Genomic DNA, 19,025 nt, shown 5'->3' with positions numbered 1-19,025 from the left:
CGCTTGTTGAAGGTCGGGGAACAGTCACTTGAGAGCAATTTCCTGCGTGGTGCTTTCGCCTGCTTTCAACTCGACGACCGCCGTGCCGGTGCGGCCCGTCTCGTCGGCTGCGGCGATCCGGTATCGGCCTGCCGGAAGAATGGACGCGAAGTCACGTCGCGTTCCGGCCTCGACGATCGGCTTTTCAGCAAAGGTTCCGCCCGGCGTGCCGGGGAAAAAGGAGATCACGACATTGAGCGGGGGCGGCGCATCGCCCGGTGGCGCCGCCGAGACAGACAGTCGTCCGGCCGCGAGGTCGATGCGCTCGGCCGCCTTGGCCCCCGGCGCGACCGTGATGCGTCGTGTTGTGCTGGCCCCGCCGGAAACCAGCGTCACCTCCCATTCGCCCGGCGTCAGGACGACGGCGGGGGAGGCTTCGGCCTTGTTTTCGAGGGCCGGCCCGGCCTTCACGTCGCCGATGAGTTTCACCGGTCGCACCGTCCACGTCGCGTCTCGCCAGTCCGAGAAGGGTGGGGCGCCGGGGCCTAGCGCGCCGGTCAGCACCAGTTCGGCCGATGGCAGTTCGAACCGAGCGGTCACGACCTTGCCGGGCTCTGCGCCGACATCCCGGGAGAGTGTCGCGCCCGCGATGAAGAGTTGTGCCTTGTAGGGGCCTGCTGCAACCAGAAAGGTCGGCTGCGCGATGGCCTCGGCGCGCAGTGGCGGCACTCCTGCCTTCGCAGACTCCAGCGACCAGGACAGGCCGGCTCCGCTGTCTATTGGGCGATCGGCTCCCGCCACGCTGGCCTCGAGCGTCACCTTGCCGAGACCGAGGTTGAGCGTCGCCTGCACCGGCTTGCCGGCGGTGACGGTGAATTCCTGTCGTGCCGTGAAGCCGCCCAAGGTCACCGCGACGTCATAGCGGCCCGGCGCCAGCATCGCCGAAGGCGCCAGCACGGGATCGAGTTCGGCCGGAGCCTGCCCGTCCTTCGGCTGCAGCGTCCAGGTTGGATCGCCCTTGAGGTCCGTGTCCTTGAGATCGAGCCCCTGCGCGGCGATGACCGAGAGGCTGGCAAGCCCGGCCGCGAGGGCGAGGTCGTGCCGTTCGTCGGCTGCGCCCGTTATCCTCACATCGGCATCGGTGCGAGCATTTGCGATCGTCACACGCACCCTGTAGGCGCCGGGCACCAGCTCCGGCGTCACCTCGGTGCCCTTGCCTTCGTAAACCGTCTCGCCGTTCCTGGTCGTGACGGTGAAGAGGACCGGCCCCGGCACAACCGCGTCCCCGACCGTAGCTCGCAGCGTCACCGGCTTGGGTGTCGGCGGCGGCGGCACGATGGGTTTTTCCACGGTCTGGGCCGGGGGCGGGGGAGCGGCCGGTGGAGACGGAGGGGGCGGCGGGGTCTCGACGAGCGTCTTCAGCGCCTGTTCGAGGCGGGAAGCATCTCGGGTTTCGATGGCCCGTCCGCCGCCTTTATCGGCGATGCAGGCGAGCCTTTTCATCTCGCCGTCGGCCATGCCGAAGCCGACCACATGGAAGACCAGCCTGGCGTTTGCCCGCTTCAGGGCGTCGACCACCGCGCATGGGTCCTCGCGACAATTCTCCAGCCCGTCGCTGACCAGCATCACGACGCCGCCGTCGGCGGCCAGCATGCCGGCTGCATGACGCAATGACGCCGAAAGAGGAGTCATGCCCGTGGGACGCAAGGTCGACAGGGACTTGCGGATCGCAGGCACATCGACCGGCGCGAGTTTCTGCAAGGTCTCGATATCGGTGCAATCGTCCTTGCGGCGATGCCCGTAGGCGACGAGTCCGGCCGGGCGTTTCGGCGAGAAGAGCGTCAGCGTGTCCAGCACCACGCGTCGCGCCGCGTCGAGGCGGCTTTCGCGCCCGAGGGGCGTGGCCATGCTGCCGGAGGCATCGAGCACCAGCACAACCGGGCGTTCGTCACGAATGAAGGTTCTGTCGTCGGCCCTGGCAACGCCGCTGAGAAGGCAGGCAACGAGAAGCCCGGCAAGCAGCGCCGCGGCTTCGCACAAGCGCCGGATCGTCGCCGTTCCCCTCGCAATGCCATGCTGTGGCATGAGCCTTCGCCTCTTTGCCGGCCGGGTGTCTGGGGCGTCGACGAATCGTGCGTCGACAGCTCATCCCCCGTTACCACCCGGGTGATGCGGCGGCGTTCGGATTTCGTCAGAATCGCTTCCGGAATCCGTCAGTCGGGACTTCGCGGCAGGGCGGCCGCGCGGAAATCGCGGGGCTGTGCGTCATAGCGTTCGTGGAAGGCTTCGTAGAAGGCCGACAGGCTGTGGAAGCCGCACTCGTAGGCGACGGTGACGATCTTGCGACGGGATTGCCCGGGGTCTGCCAGCATGGCGGCGGCGCGTTCGACGCGTGCGTTGCGGATCGACCGCGCCAGAGTGGTCTGTTTGCGGGCAAAGAGCTGCCGCACCGAGGACGGCGATAGCCCCAGATGACGAGCCACCTCGCGGTCGCCCAGCGCGGGATTGGCGAGATGACGGACGATGTATGCCATTGCCCGGTGGTACCGGGCATCGGTCAGTGCCTGGCCGTCTTGGGCCTTTTCCCCGCCGCGTCCGTTGACGCCGAGGGCCAGCGCCGCGAGGTCGCAGAGCTGGTCGCCAATCAGGCCGGCCATCCGCTGGTCGGGGACCCCGCCCAGCGCCAGGAAGTTGCGTGCATATCCTGCGAACAGCGCCAGCGCCGCGTTCTCGGCCGGCAATAGACGCAGGGTCAGATGGTCGGGATCGGCGACGAGGGCGCCAAGCTTGGCGCGCGGCAGGGCCACCGCCATCACTTCTCCGCCACCCTTCGCGCGCGCATGCAGGGCCGTGTCCGTCGTATGCAGGATGGCGGCGCCGGCAGGCGCTGTGCATTCACTGTTCCGTTGCCGGTAGCAGAGTGTTTGGCCCGAAAGGGCGAAGGAGAGGATCACGAGATCGAGGCCATGGTGGTTCGAAGACATCTCGAACTGCGCGGCGCTGCCCTGGAAGCGGGTTGCACAGGCTTCCTGCAGCGAGATGTTGGCGAAGCGGCTGGGAAACGCCTTGGCAGGCTCCTCGTCATGCACGAGATATCGGTGCCCGATCAGACTGCCGTAGGCCTCATAGAGATCCCTCATCCCGGGAACGCTCTCGCCCGTGGACATCGAGACGGGGCCGCGAAGGGGAAGGACCATACTCGGGTGTCACTCCTGGAATCCCACTCGGAGCATCGCTCACAATCTCACGCCGAGACAAGGGAACTTCCGGGGGCTGCCCAGCCGGGCAACAAAGGGAATGCAATGACTTCCCGTGGCCCTCTTGTATCTGGCGCGGCGAAGAGGGTTGCGTCACAGTCCTTGTGACATGCGCGCCATCATCATCGGAGCCGGGCGGGGCAGCCGGCTCATGCCCACCACGGAAGACGCTCCCAAATGCTTTGCCGAGATCCAGGGGAAGCGGATCCTGGACTGGACCGTCGAGGCCCTGAAGGGCGGCGGCTGTACGGAGATCGTGTTCATCGGCGGCTATCGCATCGAATCGGTGAAGCGCGATTATCCCGACTTCATCTTCCGCGAGAACAGGGCCTGGCCCGACAACAACATCCTCGTGTCGCTGATGTGCGCCGAGGACCTGATGGACCGGCCCTTCGTCACCAGCTACTCCGACATCCTCTTCACGAAGGATGTCGTGCGCGGCCTGGTCCAGTCGACGGACGAGCTGGCGCTGGGCGTCGATACCGACTGGCGCGAGCACTACAAGCCGCGCACCCAGCACCCGCCGCACGATGCGGAGAAGGTGATCACGCGCGGCGGCCGGGTCGAGCGCGTCTACCGCACCATTCCCTACGAGGAGGCGACCGGCGAGTTCATCGGTGTCGCCAAGTTCGGCGCCGAGGGCGCGCGCCGGTTCCGCGAGTTCTATCATCGCCGCAAGGCGGAGTTCTGGGACAGGCCCTATCGCGAGGCGGCGATCTTCCAGAAGGCATACCTGATCCACATGTTCCAGGACATGATCGAGCAGGGCATGTCGTTCGGCCATGCCGACACGCCGGGCAAGTATCGCGAGATCGATACGCAGGAAGACATGAACCTCGCCCAGACCCTGTGGAAGCCGTGAGACGAGCATGACAAAGCTGCCGCTGTTTCCCGCCTCGATTGTCGGTTCGATCCCGCGCCCGCTCGTCGTGCGCGAACTGATCGAAAAGCCGGAATGGAACGAAGCCGACCGTCACACGATGGATGCGGCCGTCCGCTTCGTCGTCGCATTGCAGGAGAAGGCCGGCCTCGATGTCGTGAACGACGGCGAGTGGCGCCGCCGTTCCTATATCGGCGTGATCGCCGAGCTGGCGCACGGTTTCACCCTTGAGGTCAATCCGGTCGACGGGCGTCCCTGGACCGTCGTCACGGAGAAGCTGACGCCCAAGCCTGCGGGGTTCATCGCCGCCGAGGCGAGATTCGTGAAGGAGGTCGCACGCGTGGCGACCAAGATCACGCTGCCGGCGCCGGCCCTGCTGGGCGAGCGGCTGTGGGACAAGGATCGCTCGGGCAAGGCCTATCCGACGCGCGAAGACTTCGTGCGCGATTGCGTGGCGCCGCTGCGCGCCGAAATCGCGCTGCTGCGGGACATGGGCGTGGAGATGGTGCAGATCGACGATCCGCACCTCTGCCTTTTCGTCGATCCCGACGTGCGCAAGAGCTACGACGATCCCGATCGCGCGGCCGATTTCGCCGTCGAGATGATCAACGAGACGGTCAGGGGCTTCGACGGCATCAAGTTCGCGGTCCATCTCTGCCGTCGCGCCGGCGCCCGCGTACGCGGCGAGAAGCACCATGCCGGCACCTACGGGCCGATCCTGAACCAGCTCAACAAACTGAAGGTGCAGCATCTCACGATGGAGTTCACCGCCGCCGGCGCCGACGATCTCGAGAGCCTGTCGCGCCTGCGCGAGGATTTCGAACTGGGCCTCGGCGTCGTCGACGTGACGCCCGGTGCACCGGAAGCGGCGGCGCTGATCGTGTCGCGGGTGGAGCGCGCGCTCACGCGCATCGACAAGACGCGCATCACCCTCAATCCCGATTGCGGCTTCGCGCCGGGCTCGGCCGCGCGCGTCGACACCGACGAGGTCTATCTCAAGCTGAAGGCCGAAGCCGAGGCCGCCCGGATCCTGCGCGCGCGGTACGCCTAGCGGCAGATCACGGGGATCATCGATTTGGTGAAGGTCCTCAATTCCGCCGCTGGCACGCCCAGCCGGGCGCGGATACCGATGGCGTAGAGGATGGCGCCCGCCATGCTGGCGCGTTCGGCGGGCGAGGGCGCGGGCTTCAGGTCGCTGCTCGCGAAGCCGCGCTCGAAGGCCTTCTCGAAGCTCGCCAGGATCTCGTTGGCCGCCGCGCCGATCCGGGGATGGGAGGGCGATTCGACGGTTGCGGTGGCGACGATGATGCAGCCCGGCCGGTTCGGCGGCTTGGTGTAGATGTCGATCGCCCCCTTGTAGAGACGGCCAAGCCGCTGCTCGATCGGCTCCGGGCCCGACAGGATCGCGTCCATCGCCTCGACGCTCTTCTGCCCGATGTGCTTGAGCGTGCTGATGTAGAGCTGTTCCTTGTCGCCGAAGGCGGCGTAGAGGCTCGGCCGGTTGAGGCCGGCCGCCGCGGAGAGTTCGTCGAGCGAGGCGGCGGCGAATCCCTTGGTCAGGAACACGTCGCGCACGCGCTCCAATACCTCGCTGGTAATGAAACCGCGCGGACGGCCGCGCGGGCGCGCTTCTTTCTCTATTTTTGTACCGTTCCGCATAATTATCCTTGACGGACCCTGTCTTTCATATTTGTGTACTGCTTCGCATATAAATAAGAGGGCAGTCCACCATGAGCCATTTACGCCGCGACCTGTTTCCGGTCGATCCCTTCTGCGAAGACCCGACCCTGACGTCCGTGGGGCTGCCGCGCCTGCCGCTGCACCGGCGCATCCTCGCGAAGCTGCGCCTTTGGCGGGAACGGGCGCGAACGAGAAACACGCTCGCCGAAGTCGACGAGCGCGCCCTGCGCGACGCCGGCATCGCCCCGGCCCAGGCCGCCTTCGAGGCGCGCCAGCCGTTCTGGCGCCGGCTCCGCTCGCCGCACTGAACCTCGACCGACCCGGTCCACAACCCCAAGGAGACTGAAATGGAACTGTTTGCCTCGCCGCTGGCCTGCTCGCTGGCCTCGCATATCGCCGTGATCGAAGCCGGCCTGCCGGTGACCATCCGCTTCGTAGAAAACAAGAAGACCGACGATGGCGGCGACTTCTTCGCCGTGTCGCCGTACGGCTACGTACCGGCGCTGCGGCTCGACGATGGCCGGATCCTGAACGAGGGCGCGTCGGTGCTGCAGTATCTCGCCGACCGCAGGCCCGAAGCAGGCCTGGCCCCTGCCTGGGGCAGCGACGAGCGCTACCAGCTCATCGACACGCTGCACTATCTCGGGACCGAGGTGCACAAGCGGGTCTTCTACAACATCTTCTCGAGTGCGGTGCCGGCCGAGGCGAAGGAGGCCGCGAAGGCCGATCTCGAGCCGACGCTCGCCGCGATCGCCCGGCGCCTCGGCGACCGCGAAACCCTGGTCGGCGACCGCTTCACCGTGGCCGACGCCTATCTCGTGACGCTGCTCAACTGGGCGGTCTTCCTGAAGGCCGACCTCGCGAAATGGCCGGCCCTGACGGCCTATCATCGGCGGCATCTGCAGCGGCCTTCGGTCGTGCAGGCGATGGGCGTGGAAATGGAGGAGCGCAAGCGCCGCGCGGCGTGACGACGGCTTCCTTCGCTCGAACCTCAGGTCCCACCCCCTCATACGGGGGCGGGGCGGGTGGGTAGGGGGAAAGTCACCCAAAGGGTGTGGATCAGGCGAGACCAGACTCATGGCATGTCCCTCCCGCCTCGGGGCACCTCGTCTCAGTGCGCTGGCGTCCAATCATGGATTGCGAGTAGTAATTAATTGCGGTCATGGTAGATATTGCCGACTGGAGGATATCGACCATGCGCATCGTCATCGCCGCCCTGTTGTGGCTCTCGTTCGCCGGCGCCGCATCGGCGCACGCGCTCTGGCTCGAGCCGGACGGAGAGGGCTACCAGCTCTATTTCGGGGAGTTCGGCGAGAACCTGCGCGAGGGATCGCCCGGCCTGCTCGACCGGTTCGAACCCGTGCCGGCCGCCAAGGCGTTCGGCGGCGCGGGCGACACCCCGCTGAAGGCGGAGAAGAAGCCGACGTCGTTCCTGTTCACCGGCGCAGCCGACGGCACCACCAGCGTCGTGGCCGATCAGGCGCGGGTCACCGAGCGCAAGCAGAACGACAAGGTCGTGCGCACGCTTGGTCGCTACTCGGCGCGCTACGTCGCCGACTTCGGCGAGCGCAAGCCGATCATCCCCCTCGACATCGTGCCGACCGGCACACCCGGCCGCTTCAAGGTCTTCTACGACGGCAAGCCGCTACCCAAAGCCAAGGTGGAGGTGGTGACCGAGTTCGGCTGGACCCGGGAACTCAAGACCGACGATGCGGGCGGCATCGAAGTCGCGCTGCCGTGGAAAGGCACCTACGCGATCGAGGTGGCGGTGGCCGACGGCACGCCCGGCACGCACGGTAGCCAGCCCTATGACGGGATGCGTTTCGTCACGATGCTGACCTTCAAGGTGGCGGAGGGCCTCGTGGCGCCGCCGCGTCCGCCGGTGGTGACGCCGAAGCGCTGAGCGATCACCCCGGGTTCTTGTTGAGGACACCGAAGCGGTCCTTGGGCGCCTTCTCCCGTGCCGCGGGCCCGTAGGTTCCCATCTCGATGCGGTGCGGGATGGTGAGCATGTAGTTCTTGAAGGCGTTCTCCATCGCCTGCCGCCAGCCCTGCGCGTCCTGCGTCTCGTTGACCGACGCCTTCGCGAGTTTCAGCGCATAGGGGTCGCGCTCGGCGATTCTCTGCGCGAGCGCCATCGTCTCGGCCTCGAGCCTGTCGCGCGGGACGACGCGGTTCACGAGGCCTGCCTTCTCCGCTTCGGCGGCGCTGATGAAGTCGCCGGTGAAGAGATATTCCTTGGTCTTGCGCGGGCCGAAGTCCCACGGCATCGAAAAATACTGCACGTGGCTGCCGCCCCACTTCACGGCGCGGTCGGCGAACTGCGCATCCTCGCTGGCGATGATGATGTCGCAGGCCGAGGCGATCATCATGCCGCCCATGATGCAGTAGCCCTGGACCTGCGCGATGGTGGGCTTGGGCAGGTCGCGCCAGCGCATCGTGTTCTCGAAGAAGCGCTCCCACAGCCGGCGATACTCGCCCTTGAAGCCGGGCTCCAGCGGCGTCCTCTTCTGGTCCTCCATCTCCTGCGGGCTGCCGAGATCGTGCCCGGCGGAAAAGTGCTTGCCGGCGCCGGCCAGGATGATGACCCGCACCTCGCTGTCCTTGACCGCAGCGGCAAAGGCGTCGTCGAGTTCCTCCAGCAGGATGCGGCTCTGCGCATTCAGCACATCTGGCCGATTGGTCGTGATCTTGAGCACCGGCCCGGTGCGGTCGATCAGGAGCGTCGAGTAGGTCATGCGGCAGCCTGTGCGGGATAGCGGAGTTCGGGCGCGAGACCGGCGCCCATCAGATCGATGTAGTTGTCGCAATAGAAACGCTGCTTCTGCGACTCGGTCGTGCCGGCCTTCTCCATCGACGCCTCGAAGCGCTTGATGGGATGGCGGCCGCCCTCGACGTGCGGATAGTCGGAGGAGAAGAGGCATACGTCGTCGCCGGTGTTGGCGATGATCCAGCCCGCATCCTCGTGAGGGTAGGGGGTGACCCGGACCTGGCGCTGCACGAACTCGCTGGGCTTCAGCGACATCTTCTGCAGCCGCTCCTCGTTGCGATAGAAGGCGTTGTGCGCGCTGTCCATGTTGCGCATCCAGCCCGGCACCCATGACGCGCCCTGCTCGATCACGCCGAACTTCAGCGCCGGGAAACGATCGAGCACGCGATCGACCACCAGCGCCGTCAGCGCCTTCATCGGCGGATAGGCGATCGCCATGTAGTCGATCGACTTGAAATTGTCGTCGCCGCCATGGAAGTCAGGGACGGGCGGCAGGCCATTGTTGAAGTAGGCGTCCTCGAGAAGTTTGCCGCCGCCGCCGACATGGAAGACGATCGGCAGGCCGGCCTCCTGGGCGATGGCCCATAGCGGATCGAAGCCGATGTGGCTCGGCGAATGAGCGTCGGGGCAGCGCGACGGGATCATCAGCGCCTTGGCACCGAGTTCGATCGCTTCGCGGGCCGCTCGGGCGGTGCGCTCGAAGTCGACCAGCGGCACATAGCCGGTCGGCAGCAGGCGGCGGTCGACCGAGCAGAACTCGACCATGTGCCGCGTATGGGCACGCGCCACGGCGTAGGTCAGCTCGACGTCGCGTCCGCCTTCCAGGACCGAGGAATAGTTGAGCAGCGCCGTGGTGAACATGAGCTGGCTGGCGAAGCCCAGCAGGTCGATCGAGCGCGGGCGGTCCAGGTTGCTCGATGCCCCCAGCGCCTCCCAGTTCTTGCGCAGCATGATCTGCGTCTCGTCGAAGGGGGCGGCGGGATCAGCCTTCAGCCGCGTGCTGTGGAAGCCCTCGTGGCGGGGAAACAGGACCTGGTCGGTGACCGCCGCGCGATGCCTCGCCTCCAGATGGTCTTCCAGAAAACCGGGCACTTCCATGATGTGCGCATCGGCGTCGTGAATGACGCGGCCGCTGGCGTAGGGCATGTTTCCTCTCGAGTTTTCTTGTCCGTTTCGCGCGAGCTTATCATGAGCCCAGACATTTCCCATGCCGTGCAGGCCCTTCTCGAAGCGCGCCGCAGCGGTCGTCAGGTGGCGCCGCCCTTCGCCCTGACGGATCGCGCTGCGGTCTTTGCCATCCAGGATGGCGTGGCCGCGGCCACCGGACCGGTCGCCGGCTGGAAAGTGGGCGCGCGCACGCCGACGGCCGAACCCAATCCCGCACCCTTGCTCAAGGGCGCGCTCGTGCCGTCGCCGGCGCGTTTCGACGGGAGGGCGATGCACATGATCGGCGTCGAGGTGGAGATCTCCTTCCACATCGTGCGCGACATCGCCGCGCGCTCCGCGCCGGTCGAGCGCGAGGAAGCGCTTGCGGCGGTGGGCGATGCCTTCGTCGGTATGGAGATCGTCGATACGCGGCTTGCCGACTTCAAGAATGCCGATCCGGAATGGCTGCTGGCGGACAACCAGATGAACCATGCGCTCGTGGTCGGTGATGCGATTTCCAACTGGAGGACGCTGGACTGGCCGGCGCTGCGCGTGAAGCTCGTGGTCGACGGCAAGACGATCGTCGAGCAGCAGGGTGGCCTCGGCGCCGTCGATCCGGTACGCCCGCTCGCCTGGATGATCGACCACGCGGTGCGACACCGCGGCGGCCTTCGCGCCGGCCAGGCGATCACCACGGGCTCATGGACAGGTCTCCTCTATTTCCCGGCGGGTTCGCACGCGCGCGGCGAGTTCGTCGGGCTGGGAGCGGTCGAGGCGCGTTTCTGATCCTGTGTCATCCTGAGCGAAGCGAAGGATCTCGCGTTCGCCAGGAGGTGCGCCGGTTGATCCGCGAGGTCCTTCGCTTGAGCTCAGGACGGCACGTGGCGACGCTTCGGCCCCCGCCGTAACAACGGTCATGTCGCGCGGCGGCACTGTCCGCGGCATGACAAGCGTTGCTTCTTCCGCTCCCTTCTTCGGCCGCCGCGTCGTCGCGGCCGCCTTCGTGCTCGCCGTCTTCGGATGGGGGATCGGCTTCTACGGGCCGCCGGTCTATCTCCAGTCGGTGCGCGAGGCGCGGGACTGGTCGGTGGTGCTGGTCTCCTCGGCGGTGACGCTGCACTTCCTGGTGGGTGCCGTCGTCGTCGCCAACCTGCCGGCGCTCTATGGCCGCTTCGGCCTGCCCACGGTCACCAAGACGGGCGCGGTGTCGCTGGCGGTCGGGATCCTGGGGTGGGCAGTCGCGCAGTCGCCGTGGCAGTTGCTGCTCGCGACGGTCCTGAGCGGCGCCGGCTGGGTGGCGATGGGTGCGGCGGCGGTGAATGCCATCGTGGCGCCGTGGTACGCGGTGCGCCGGCCGGCAGCGCTGTCGATGGCCTACAACGGCGCCAGCATCGGCGGTGTCGTCTTCTCGCCGCTCTGGGTCGCGGCCATCGCGGCGCTGGGCTTTCCGCTCGCCGCCGCCGCGATCGGGGCGGTCATGGTGGCCACGATCTGGTTCCTTGCCGACCATGTCTTCAGGCACACGCCACAGTCGCTCGGCCAGAAGCAGGATGGCGGGATCCCGTCGTCCGCCGCAGGGGCGACGGCGGAGGCCGGACCTCCGGTGCTGGCGGGCCGACTTCTGTGGCGCGATCGCCGTTTCCTGACGCTGGCCGCGGCGATGGCACTGGGCCTGTTCGCGCAGATCGGGCTGATCGCCCATCTCTTCTCGCTGCTGGTACCGGTTTTCGGCGGAGCGGCGGCCGGCCTGCTGATGGGGCTGGCGACGGCGGCGGCGATCGCGGGCCGCACGCTCGTGGGCTGGCTGATGCCGGCCGGAACCGACCGGCGGCTGGTCGCCTGCGCGAGCCACCTCGTGCAGATCGCGGGATCGCTGGCGCTGCTGTTCGCGGGGGGCGCCGACACGGTGCTTCTGGTCGCGGGCGTGCTGCTGTTCGGCGCGGGCATCGGCAACACCACGTCGCTGCCGCCGCTGATCGCCCAGGTCGAATTCAGCAAGGCCGACGCCCAGCGCGTCGTGCCGTTGATCGTGGCCGTCGGGCAGGGAACCTATGCGTTCGCGCCGGCCGTGTTCGGATGGCTGCGGACGCTGTCACCGGCGGAAGGATCCGCGGTGTTCGTCGCGGCCGCCCTGATCCAGGCGGCCGCGATCGCACTCTTCCTCGCGGGAAGAAAGTCCTAGAGGCTAGTAGTACCAGCCGGGATACGGGTAGCCGCCCCAGGGGCCCCAATCCCAGTCGTTCATCGCGTTCATGTCGGCCGTCATCTGCTGCTCGTCCGCCAGGTTCTTCTGGAAGACGTTGTTGCGATAGGTGCCGTAGGCCGCTGCATTGCCGACGTAGATGCAAACGCACACGGTCGGGTCGGGATAGACGTAGAACACCTGGCCGTTCTTGATCTCGCGCGAGAACTTGTGCGGCGGCAGGGTGCGGAACGCCTGCTGGCGCTGCGGCGTGTTCGCGGGCACGAACTTGAAGCCCGCCGCCACCATCATGTCTTCCTTGTTCGCGATCACCTGCTGCGGGTTCTGGCAGGCGGCGACGGCAGCGCCCATCCCAAGAACCAGAGAGAGTGTGGCAATCCGCTTCATCAAATTCCTCCGTAACGATCGTCTGTCAGGCGCCTGACCATTTGGGTGCCCGCTTCCCCAGGAAGGCCGCCATGCCCTCGCGGAAATCGGCGCTACCGTAAGCCAGTCTGATGAGATCGTCGATGTTCTCGTCGCCCAGTCGTGCCTGCAGGCGGCGCAGCGCCTCCTTGGTGACCTGCATGGTGATCGGGGCGTGCCCTGCCACGAGGCTGGCCATCTCCTCGGCCCGGGCCAGCAGGGTCGCCTGGTCGGGGAGCAACTCGCTGATCAGGCCGCAGCCCAGCGCCGACGGGGCATCCATCAGCTTGGCCAGCAGCACCATTTCCTTGACCCGCTGCGGGCCGATCAGGGCCGCCAGGCGGGCATAGTTGGCCATCGACAGGCAGTTGCCGAGCGTGCGCGCGATCGGGAAGCCGAACTGCGCGCTGGCCGAGCCGATCCGGATGTCGCAGACCGCCGCGATGGCCGCGCCGCCGCCGGTGCAGAAGCCGTGGACCGCGGCGATGGTCGGAACGGTGCAGCGCTCGATCTCCCCCAGGATGCGGTCCATCTTGCGTTCGTAGGCGATGCCGTCCTCGCCGCTCTCGAAGCTCTGGAACTGGGCAATGTCGGTGCCCGCTGCGAAGGCCTTGTCGCCGCCGCCGGTCACGACCAGGGCGCGAACTTCTCCCGTCTTGCCGATACGGGCGCAGATTTCCGCCAAACCTTCATACATCGCGAAAGTAAGGGCGTTCCTCGCCTTGGGTCGGTTGAACGTCACCCAGCCGATCTCGCCGCGCTTCTCGAAAAGCAGTTCGTCGGTCATGTCATCCAGTCTGTGTCATTTGTGCGTCGCGGCATCATCGTCTATGTCGCCACCGGCCGCAAACGGGCATAGGTAAGCGCATCATGGCATTGGAACGGCTCCTCAAGGGCTTCGCGGATTTCCGCGTGGGGTACTACCAGGAGCATCTCGATCTCTTCGAGAAGCTGGCGACTGAAGGCCAGTCGCCGAAGATCCTGATCATCGGTTGCTCGGATGCCCGGGTCGATCCGGGCATCCTGACCCAGACCAAGCCCGGCGACATCTTTACCGTTCGAAACGTCGCGGCGATGGTGCCACCGGTTCAGTTTCCACCCGACGAGCGCCATCACGGCACCTCGGCGGCCATCGAGTTCGCCGTCCGCGGGCTGGGGGTCGAGCATATCGTCGTACTGGGCCACGCCTTGTGCGGCGGCATCGGCGCACTGGTCGACGGTCGCGGCGGTGCCTACGCGCACTACGACTATCTCTCGACCTGGACCAGCATCGCCCAGGATACGCGCGACCTCGTCGTCGAGGAGCTGAAGGGCCGGCCGCGCGAAGAGGTCACGCGCGCCGTCGAGCAGGCCGCGGTGGTGAACAGCGTCAACAACCTGATGGGCTATCGCTGGATCGAGGAGCGGGTGAAGGCCGGCACGCTGACGCTGCATGCCTGGTGGTTCAACCTGACGGTCGGCCAGCTCTATGCGTTCAATCCCGAGACCTTGAAGTTCACCGCCGTGGTCGGCGTCAAGCTCGACGTGGCCATCACCGCTCGTACGGCGCTTTCGGCTCTCACACCGGAAGCCTTCGCGGCGGCGCTTGCCGGCAAAATGCCGGCGTTCTGATAACTATTCTTGCCTCCCCCGTCTGACCGGGGAGGTGGGAGAAACACCTAAGCCGACAGCGACTTGATCGCCGCCTCGACGCCGCCCGAAACGAAGGGCACGCCCGCCGTCTTCATGGCGAGTTCTGTCGTGGCAAGGCAGCCCAGCAGCATCGGCTCGTTGAGATCGCCCATGTGGCCGATGCGGAACATCTTGCCCATCATCTTGCCGAGCCCGCCGCCCAGCGACAGGTTGTAGCGGTCGAGGGCGGTCTTGCGCAGCGGGTCTGAACTCACGCCGTCGGGCATGACCACCGCCGTCACCGAGTTCGAGAGGCGATCCTCGTTCTGGCAGAAGAGCTGCGGGCCCTTGCCGTCGGAGCCCCAGACGCGCACGGCGGCACGAGTCGCTTCGGCCAGACGAGCATGGCGGGCGAAGACGGCGTCGAGGCCTTCCTCCTCCAGCATCTTCAGCGACTCCTGGAGGCCGAAGAACATGTGAACCGGAGCGGTGCCGACGAACTTCTGCGGCGCGCGGCCGGTCATCATCTCCCAGCTCCAGTAGTGCCGCGGCGTCTTGGACTTTCGCGACACTTCCAGCGCCTTGTTGCTAACGCCGGTCATCGACATGCCGGTGGGCAGCATCAGGCCCTTCTGGCTGCCGCCGACCGTGAGGTCGATGCCCCAGGCGTCCATCTTGTATTCCATGCTGGCGAGCGAGGAGATCGTGTCGCTGAGCAGCAGGGCAGGATGCTTGGCCTCGTCGATGGCGCGGCGCACCTGATCGAGCGGCAGGACCATGCCCGTCGCGGTCTCGTTATGGACGGTCAGCACCGCCTTGATCTTGTGTTCCTTGTCGGCGGCGAGCCGCTCGGCGATCTTCGAGATGTCGGCGCCCTTGCGCTGGTCGGCGGGAATCAGCTCGACCTTGATGTCGAGATGGTGAGCCATCTCGGTCCAGCTCTCGGAGAAGTAGCCGGTCTCGACCATCAATACGGTCTCGCCCGGCGAGAACAGGTTGGCCAGCGCCGCTTCCCAGGCGCCGTGGCCGGTCGAGGAATACATGAAGAGGTTCTGGTCGGTCTTCAGGACGCGCTTCACGCCGTTGTGGCAGGCGTGGTGGATGGCGACGAATTCTTCCGACATGAAATCGATTACGGGCCGGTCCATCGAGCGCAGGACGCGGTCGGGAATGTTGGTCGGGCCGGGATTGTTGAAGAATTGGCGGCCACGGGGCTTGGCGTTCACGGCGTTCCTCCACCTTGAGACGGCGGACTGTGGCGCGGGGCCCTTGGCGAAACAAGCGAGACAAGCGATGCTCAGCCATTAGCTGGATTGAGGGCAAGTATGACCGCGCAAGAGAAAGATTCATCGCAGACGAACTCGGCCGTCGTGGCCGACTACAAGGCCAGGACCGGCAAGTCGGCGGCGCTGTTCGAACGCGCCCACAAGGTGCTGCCGAGCGGCATCACCCACGATGCGCGATACCTCGATCCCTACTCAATCCACGTCTCGCGGGCGGTCGGTCCACGCAAGTGGGACGTCGACGGCAACGAGTATGTCGATTATTTTGGCGGTCACGGCGCCATGCTGCTCGGCCATTCGCATCCGGCGGTGGTCGAGGCGGTGAAGCGCCAGATCGAGCTGGGCACGCACTACGGCTCCAGCCACGAACTCGAGGTGCGCTGGGCCGAGCTGGTGTGCGAGCTGACGCCCTGCGCCGACAGGGTGCGCTTCACGGCCTCGGGCACCGAAGCCTCGCACATGGCCATCCGGCTCGCGCGCGCCCACACCGGCAAGGACAAGATCCTGCGCTTCCTCGGCCATTTCCACGGCTGGCACGACCATGTGACGGCCGGTGCTGGCGCAACCTATGACGGCGGCACGACGCCGGGCGTGCCGCAGGAGGTGAGCTCGCTTTCGATCGTGATGCCCAGCAGCGATGTCGCCGCGGTGGTGAAGGTGATCGAGGAACGCGACGACATCGCGGCCGTCATGTTTGAGCCGTCGGGCGCGTCCTGGGGCCAGGTGCCGCTGCCGCCGGGCTTCATCCAGGCTGTGCGTGACGCCACGGCGAAGAAGGGCGTCGTCATGCTGATGGACGAGGTCATCACCGGCTATCGCTGGTCCTCGGGCGGGGCGCAGAAGGCGTTCGGGGTCATCCCCGACCTCTGCATCCAGGCCAAGATCGTGGCCGGCGGTCTGCCGGGTGGCGCGGTCTCGGGCAGGCGCGAGATCATGGACCGCATCGACCATGCCGCGACCGCCGCCCGCAAGATCGAGCGCATCCTCCATCCCGGCACCTTCAACGCCAATCCGCTTTCGGCGGCTGCGGCTGTCACCGCCCTGTCGCTGGTGCGCGACGAGGATCTCGCGGAGAAGGCCAACAAGACGGCGGCTGAACTGCGCGCGGCGCTGACCGAGGTGCTGGTGCAGGAAGGCGTGCCGTGGGGCATCTACGGCCAGAGCTCGACCTTCCTGATCTATCCGAACCCGTTCGGCGATGCGATCGACCCCGCGACGTTCGATCCGCTGAAGGTGCCGATCGAGAAGCTCAAGGGCGCGCGCGCCGCCGGTCCGCTGACCGGCAAGATCCGCATGGGCCTGATGACGCACGGCGTCGACGTCATGGGCTCGCCCGGCGGTTTCGTCTCGGCCACCCATGGCGGCGCCGAGATCGAGAAGACGGTCCATGCGCTCCGCCAGACCGTCCGCGCGCTCAAGGCCGAGCGGGAAGTGAAGGCGGCGTAATCGCGTCTGCGGCTTTCCCCCTCCGGCGCGGCGCCTTCACAGGCGCCTTCGGCCACCTCCCCCGTCTGACGGGGGGCAGGGAGGGGGAGAGCAAACGACAAGAAAAGCTTTTCGGGAAAGAAACGACCATGTACGGAATGACCAAGCCCGTTCGCGCGACCGAGTTCACGCGGCTGCCGGAGAAGTTTCGCAAGCCGTCGCGCACGGCATGGGGCGACACGAATGCCGTGGGCCAGCTGCTCGATTCCTTCCTCGAAGGGCCGAGCTTCGACCGGGCCGGAAACCTCTACGTCACCGACATCCCGTTCGGCCGCATCTTCCGCATCAGCCCGGCCGGCGAGTGGACGCTGGTGACGGAATATGACGGCTGGCCGAACGGGCTGAAGATCCACAAGGACGGCCGCATCTTCGTCACCGATTACAAGCGCGGCATCGTGCTGGTCGATCCCGACACGGGCAAGGTGACGCCGCTGCTCGAGACACGCGGCTCGGAGAGCTTCAAGGGCGTCAACGATCTGTTCTTCGCGGCCAACGGCGATCTCTATTTCACCGACCAGGGCCAGACCGGGCTGCACGACCCGACGTGCCGCGTCTATCGCTACGACACCGCCGGCAGGCTCACCATGCTGGTGAACACGGTGCCCAGCCCCAACGGGCTGGTCTTGAACAAGGCCGAGACGGTGCTCTACGTCGGAGTCACGCGCGGCAACGCCGTCTGGCGGCTGCCCCTGATGGAAGACGGCACGGCCAGCAAGGTCGGCCTGTTCATCCAGATGAGCGGCGGCCATGCCGGGCCTGACGGCATGGCGCTGGACGAGGAGGGCGGGCTGGTGATCGCCCATCCCAGCACGACGGCATGGCGTTTCGATGCTCTGGGCCGGCCGACGCACCACGTCGACTGCGGCGACGACATATTCTGCACCAACGTCGCGTTCTCAGGTGCCGATCTCTATGTGGTGGTTTCCCGCCGCAGCGAGAAGATCGCCGCCGGCACCATCCTGAAGGCGACAATGCCGGTCGCCGGCAAGACGATGTTCTCGCACGCCTAGGGCCTCTCCGATGCAGGAGGAGCAGGCATCTGCCTCATCCTGAAGAGCCCGCAGCCGGGCGTCGACAGGCCAGGCGAGGGATCAGTCCTTCGCCGTCGGGTCGTAGCCGTAGTCGAAGGTCAGTTCCTCGCCTCGTGCGAGACGGCGAATGGACCATGCCTCGATCATCCACCGATCGTGGACCTGGATCATCCGCCATTCACAGTTCGGCTCCGGATCGTGGTTGATCAGGGAGATGTGGCCGATCGCGACCAGGCCGCGCCGGGAATTGATGGGGTGATCGAAGTAATTCCCGTTCAGGACGGTCTCGGTGACGTGCTTGATGTCGCGCTTGGGCAGTTCCCAGGTGAAGCAGTCGTCGATCTTGGTGCGCGGCTCGATGGGGGAAATGGCCGTGAGCCCGAGGCCCCGGCCGGGAATCGCCGTGACCCGATAGGGCCGCACGGTGAGGGGCGAGGTAACGCGCCTGGCGCGCGTTGGCGTCCCCTCGGCGCGCGTGCCGCTTCGGCCGGCCGCCGTTCTGCTACCGGCTGCTCCGCGCTCGATCTCGGACAGAAGCGTGCCGCTGTCGTACTCGCATGGGGGCTTGGGCTTCGATCTCGGAGAAGTGGCTTCAGGAGCTCTGTGTAGTCGCAAGGGGCTTACTTCTTCTCGAACTGACGTATTCAGATGGGGTGTTGGCAATACCCGATCCTCTCGTCGCCGATCAAGTTTTCGAAGCACGACGGACATCGAATCCTCGCCTGCATCTCGCCAGGATGCATTGCATGACCGGGACAGGCCACGCGCACCCATCTTCTGCTTAGCAACGGCTGTGCCGTTCGCCGCCATATGGCGGTATGGTCCGGGCAGGATGATCACGATCGGCAAGCTCCAACCGTCTGACCGCGCACCGTGGGAAACCTTGTTCCGCGGCTATATGGATTTCTACGAGCGCACGCTGCCCCAGGCGATGTACGACCGGGCATGGGATGAGTTCGCCAAGGACTCACGCATGCATGCGCTTGGCGCCTGGCTGGACGGACGCCTGGTGGGCATTGTGCATTTCCTGATCCACGCCAACACATCGTCGGACGATGTCTGCTACCTGCAGGATCTGTTCACCGAGGCCGACGTCCGCGGCAAGGGCGTGGCCCGCGCGCTGATCCAGGCGGTCGCCGACTGGGCGAAGGCACGGGGCTGCCCACGTCTCTACTGGCAGACGCAGGCGAGCAACGCGACGGCGCGGCTCCTCTACGACAGGATGGCGGTCAATCGCGGGTTCATTCGCTACGATATCGAGCTTTGACCCTCTGCTCCCCCTGCGAGAGGGAACG

20 protein-coding genes are annotated in these 19,025 nt (G+C 66.5%); 11 read left to right on the top strand and 9 right to left on the bottom strand.

The features are described from left to right. Positions 1-24: 24 nt before the first annotated feature. Positions 25-2,064: a vWA domain-containing protein gene (locus LJ725_RS28955; RefSeq protein WP_268990645.1), complete on the bottom strand. Its 2,040-nt coding sequence runs from the start codon at positions 2,062-2,064 to the stop codon at positions 25-27. Between the two features lie 128 nt (positions 2,065-2,192). Beyond that, a complete protein-coding gene (locus tag LJ725_RS13860; RefSeq protein WP_230551255.1) occupies positions 2,193-3,176 on the bottom strand; it encodes a helix-turn-helix transcriptional regulator in 984 nt (327 codons plus the stop codon). A gap of 169 nt (positions 3,177-3,345) precedes the next feature. On the opposite strand from LJ725_RS13860, the gene LJ725_RS13855 reads away from it, so the two are divergent. Together LJ725_RS13855 and LJ725_RS13850 are read left to right on the top strand one after the other, a co-directional pair. Continuing rightward, positions 3,346-4,098: a phosphocholine cytidylyltransferase family protein gene (locus LJ725_RS13855; RefSeq protein ID WP_268990644.1), complete on the top strand. Its 753-nt coding sequence runs from the start codon at positions 3,346-3,348 to the stop codon at positions 4,096-4,098. A gap of 7 nt (positions 4,099-4,105) precedes the next feature. Continuing rightward, positions 4,106-5,167 carry a hypothetical protein gene (locus LJ725_RS13850; protein WP_230551253.1) on the top strand — a complete coding sequence of 354 codons (1,062 nt, stop codon included), beginning with the start codon at positions 4,106-4,108 and terminating at the stop codon, positions 5,165-5,167. Here LJ725_RS13850 and LJ725_RS13845 read toward each other — a convergent pair. Then, positions 5,164-5,691: a TetR/AcrR family transcriptional regulator gene (locus LJ725_RS13845; protein ID WP_230551252.1), complete on the bottom strand. Its 528-nt coding sequence runs from the start codon at positions 5,689-5,691 to the stop codon at positions 5,164-5,166. The genes LJ725_RS13850 and LJ725_RS13845 overlap by 4 nt on opposite strands. Before the next feature lie 155 nt (positions 5,692-5,846). Here LJ725_RS13845 and LJ725_RS13840 point away from each other — a divergent pair, with 155 nt between their 5' ends. The 3 genes from LJ725_RS13840 (at position 5,847) to LJ725_RS13830 (ending at position 7,699) form a co-directional block, all read left to right on the top strand. Next, complete coding sequence (locus tag LJ725_RS13840) at positions 5,847-6,104, top strand: DUF1127 domain-containing protein (protein WP_230551251.1); 258 nt, start codon at positions 5,847-5,849, stop codon at positions 6,102-6,104. 39 nt (positions 6,105-6,143) lie between these two features. Next, positions 6,144-6,764: a glutathione binding-like protein gene (locus tag LJ725_RS13835; RefSeq protein ID WP_230551250.1), complete on the top strand. Its 621-nt coding sequence runs from the start codon at positions 6,144-6,146 to the stop codon at positions 6,762-6,764. 227 nt (positions 6,765-6,991) lie between these two features. Then, the gene (locus tag LJ725_RS13830) at positions 6,992-7,699 is read left to right on the top strand and encodes a DUF4198 domain-containing protein (protein WP_230551249.1); all 708 of its coding nucleotides are present in this window, start codon (positions 6,992-6,994) and stop codon (positions 7,697-7,699) included. 4 nt (positions 7,700-7,703) lie between these two features. Here LJ725_RS13830 and LJ725_RS13825 read toward each other — a convergent pair whose 3' ends face one another. Both LJ725_RS13825 and LJ725_RS13820 read right to left on the bottom strand, forming a co-directional pair. After that, positions 7,704-8,534: an enoyl-CoA hydratase gene (locus tag LJ725_RS13825; protein WP_230551248.1), complete on the bottom strand. Its 831-nt coding sequence runs from the start codon at positions 8,532-8,534 to the stop codon at positions 7,704-7,706. Next, the gene (locus LJ725_RS13820) at positions 8,531-9,712 is read right to left on the bottom strand and encodes an amidohydrolase family protein (protein WP_230551247.1); all 1,182 of its coding nucleotides are present in this window, start codon (positions 9,710-9,712) and stop codon (positions 8,531-8,533) included. Before LJ725_RS13820 ends, LJ725_RS13825 begins: the two co-directional genes overlap by 4 nt. A 42-nt stretch (positions 9,713-9,754) precedes the next feature. Here LJ725_RS13820 and LJ725_RS13815 point away from each other — a divergent pair, with 42 nt between their 5' ends. Continuing rightward, a complete protein-coding gene (locus LJ725_RS13815; RefSeq protein WP_230551246.1) occupies positions 9,755-10,498 on the top strand; it encodes a 2-keto-4-pentenoate hydratase in 744 nt (247 codons plus the stop codon). A gap of 157 nt (positions 10,499-10,655) precedes the next feature. Then, positions 10,656-11,894 (top strand): MFS transporter, encoded by a 1,239-nt coding sequence (locus tag LJ725_RS13810; RefSeq protein WP_230551245.1) that lies wholly within the window; start codon positions 10,656-10,658, stop codon positions 11,892-11,894. 3 nt (positions 11,895-11,897) lie between these two features. Here the strand turns inward: LJ725_RS13810 and LJ725_RS13805 are convergent, their stop codons facing one another. Together LJ725_RS13805 and LJ725_RS13800 are read right to left on the bottom strand one after the other, a co-directional pair. Beyond that, positions 11,898-12,302 carry a hypothetical protein gene (locus LJ725_RS13805; protein ID WP_230551244.1) on the bottom strand — a complete coding sequence of 135 codons (405 nt, stop codon included), beginning with the start codon at positions 12,300-12,302 and terminating at the stop codon, positions 11,898-11,900. Positions 12,303-12,327: 25 nt separating this feature from the next. Next, positions 12,328-13,107: an enoyl-CoA hydratase/isomerase family protein gene (locus LJ725_RS13800; RefSeq protein ID WP_230551243.1), complete on the bottom strand. Its 780-nt coding sequence runs from the start codon at positions 13,105-13,107 to the stop codon at positions 12,328-12,330. An 83-nt stretch (positions 13,108-13,190) separates the two neighbouring features. Between LJ725_RS13800 and LJ725_RS13795 the strand changes: the two genes are divergently transcribed. Further along, positions 13,191-13,931, top strand: a complete 741-nt coding sequence (locus LJ725_RS13795) for a carbonic anhydrase (protein ID WP_230551242.1) — start codon at positions 13,191-13,193, stop codon at positions 13,929-13,931. Between the two features lie 47 nt (positions 13,932-13,978). Here the strand turns inward: LJ725_RS13795 and LJ725_RS13790 are convergent, their stop codons facing one another. Further along, positions 13,979-15,157 carry a pyridoxal-phosphate-dependent aminotransferase family protein gene (locus tag LJ725_RS13790; RefSeq protein ID WP_230551241.1) on the bottom strand — a complete coding sequence of 393 codons (1,179 nt, stop codon included), beginning with the start codon at positions 15,155-15,157 and terminating at the stop codon, positions 13,979-13,981. 99 nt (positions 15,158-15,256) lie between these two features. Between LJ725_RS13790 and LJ725_RS13785 the strand changes: the two genes are divergently transcribed. Both LJ725_RS13785 and LJ725_RS13780 read left to right on the top strand, forming a co-directional pair. Next, the gene (locus LJ725_RS13785) at positions 15,257-16,660 is read left to right on the top strand and encodes an aspartate aminotransferase family protein (RefSeq protein WP_230551240.1); all 1,404 of its coding nucleotides are present in this window, start codon (positions 15,257-15,259) and stop codon (positions 16,658-16,660) included. Between the two features lie 128 nt (positions 16,661-16,788). Then, positions 16,789-17,709, top strand: coding sequence for an SMP-30/gluconolactonase/LRE family protein (locus tag LJ725_RS13780; protein ID WP_230551239.1), 921 nt, complete (start codon positions 16,789-16,791; stop codon positions 17,707-17,709). A gap of 81 nt (positions 17,710-17,790) precedes the next feature. On the opposite strand, the gene LJ725_RS13775 is transcribed toward LJ725_RS13780, so the two are convergent. After that, on the bottom strand, positions 17,791-18,570 hold the full coding sequence (locus LJ725_RS13775) for an SET domain-containing protein-lysine N-methyltransferase (protein WP_230551238.1): 780 nt from the start codon (positions 18,568-18,570) through the stop codon (positions 17,791-17,793). On the opposite strand from LJ725_RS13775, the gene LJ725_RS13770 reads away from it, so the two are divergent. Continuing rightward, complete coding sequence (locus tag LJ725_RS13770) at positions 18,563-18,997, top strand: GNAT family N-acetyltransferase (protein ID WP_230551237.1); 435 nt, start codon at positions 18,563-18,565, stop codon at positions 18,995-18,997. The two genes, LJ725_RS13775 and LJ725_RS13770, sit on opposite strands and share 8 nt — an antisense overlap. Positions 18,998-19,025: the final 28 nt, after the last annotated feature.

The organism is Reyranella aquatilis (genome assembly GCF_020880995.1).
GTDB classification, from domain to species: Bacteria; Pseudomonadota; Alphaproteobacteria; order Reyranellales; family Reyranellaceae; genus Reyranella; species Reyranella aquatilis.
Note: the sequence above shows the minus strand (reverse complement) of the source record. Positions and strands in the feature narration are given on the sequence as shown.

Excerpts from the sequence above, each read along its gene's own strand:
- LJ725_RS13780 (WP_230551239.1), top strand. The coding sequence starts at position 16,789 with ATGTACGGAATGACCAAGCCCGTTCGCGCGACCGAGTTCACGCGGCTG.
- LJ725_RS13860 (WP_230551255.1), bottom strand. The coding sequence starts at position 3,176 with ATGGTCCTTCCCCTTCGCGGCCCCGTCTCGATGTCCACGGGCGAGAGC.
- LJ725_RS28955 (WP_268990645.1), bottom strand. The coding sequence starts at position 2,064 with ATGCCACAGCATGGCATTGCGAGGGGAACGGCGACGATCCGGCGCTTG.
- LJ725_RS13850 (WP_230551253.1), top strand. The coding sequence starts at position 4,106 with ATGACAAAGCTGCCGCTGTTTCCCGCCTCGATTGTCGGTTCGATCCCG.
- LJ725_RS13840 (WP_230551251.1), top strand. The coding sequence starts at position 5,847 with ATGAGCCATTTACGCCGCGACCTGTTTCCGGTCGATCCCTTCTGCGAA.
- LJ725_RS13855 (WP_268990644.1), top strand. The coding sequence starts at position 3,346 with ATGCGCGCCATCATCATCGGAGCCGGGCGGGGCAGCCGGCTCATGCCC.
- LJ725_RS13795 (WP_230551242.1), top strand. The coding sequence starts at position 13,191 with ATGGCATTGGAACGGCTCCTCAAGGGCTTCGCGGATTTCCGCGTGGGG.
- LJ725_RS13815 (WP_230551246.1), top strand. The coding sequence starts at position 9,755 with ATGAGCCCAGACATTTCCCATGCCGTGCAGGCCCTTCTCGAAGCGCGC.
- LJ725_RS13785 (WP_230551240.1), top strand. The coding sequence starts at position 15,257 with ATGACCGCGCAAGAGAAAGATTCATCGCAGACGAACTCGGCCGTCGTG.
- LJ725_RS13830 (WP_230551249.1), top strand. The coding sequence starts at position 6,992 with ATGCGCATCGTCATCGCCGCCCTGTTGTGGCTCTCGTTCGCCGGCGCC.
- LJ725_RS13810 (WP_230551245.1), top strand. The coding sequence starts at position 10,656 with ATGACAAGCGTTGCTTCTTCCGCTCCCTTCTTCGGCCGCCGCGTCGTC.
- LJ725_RS13805 (WP_230551244.1), bottom strand. The coding sequence starts at position 12,302 with ATGAAGCGGATTGCCACACTCTCTCTGGTTCTTGGGATGGGCGCTGCC.
- LJ725_RS13835 (WP_230551250.1), top strand. The coding sequence starts at position 6,144 with ATGGAACTGTTTGCCTCGCCGCTGGCCTGCTCGCTGGCCTCGCATATC.
- LJ725_RS13820 (WP_230551247.1), bottom strand. The coding sequence starts at position 9,712 with ATGCCCTACGCCAGCGGCCGCGTCATTCACGACGCCGATGCGCACATC.
- LJ725_RS13800 (WP_230551243.1), bottom strand. The coding sequence starts at position 13,107 with ATGACCGACGAACTGCTTTTCGAGAAGCGCGGCGAGATCGGCTGGGTG.
- LJ725_RS13825 (WP_230551248.1), bottom strand. The coding sequence starts at position 8,534 with ATGACCTACTCGACGCTCCTGATCGACCGCACCGGGCCGGTGCTCAAG.
- LJ725_RS13770 (WP_230551237.1), top strand. The coding sequence starts at position 18,563 with ATGATCACGATCGGCAAGCTCCAACCGTCTGACCGCGCACCGTGGGAA.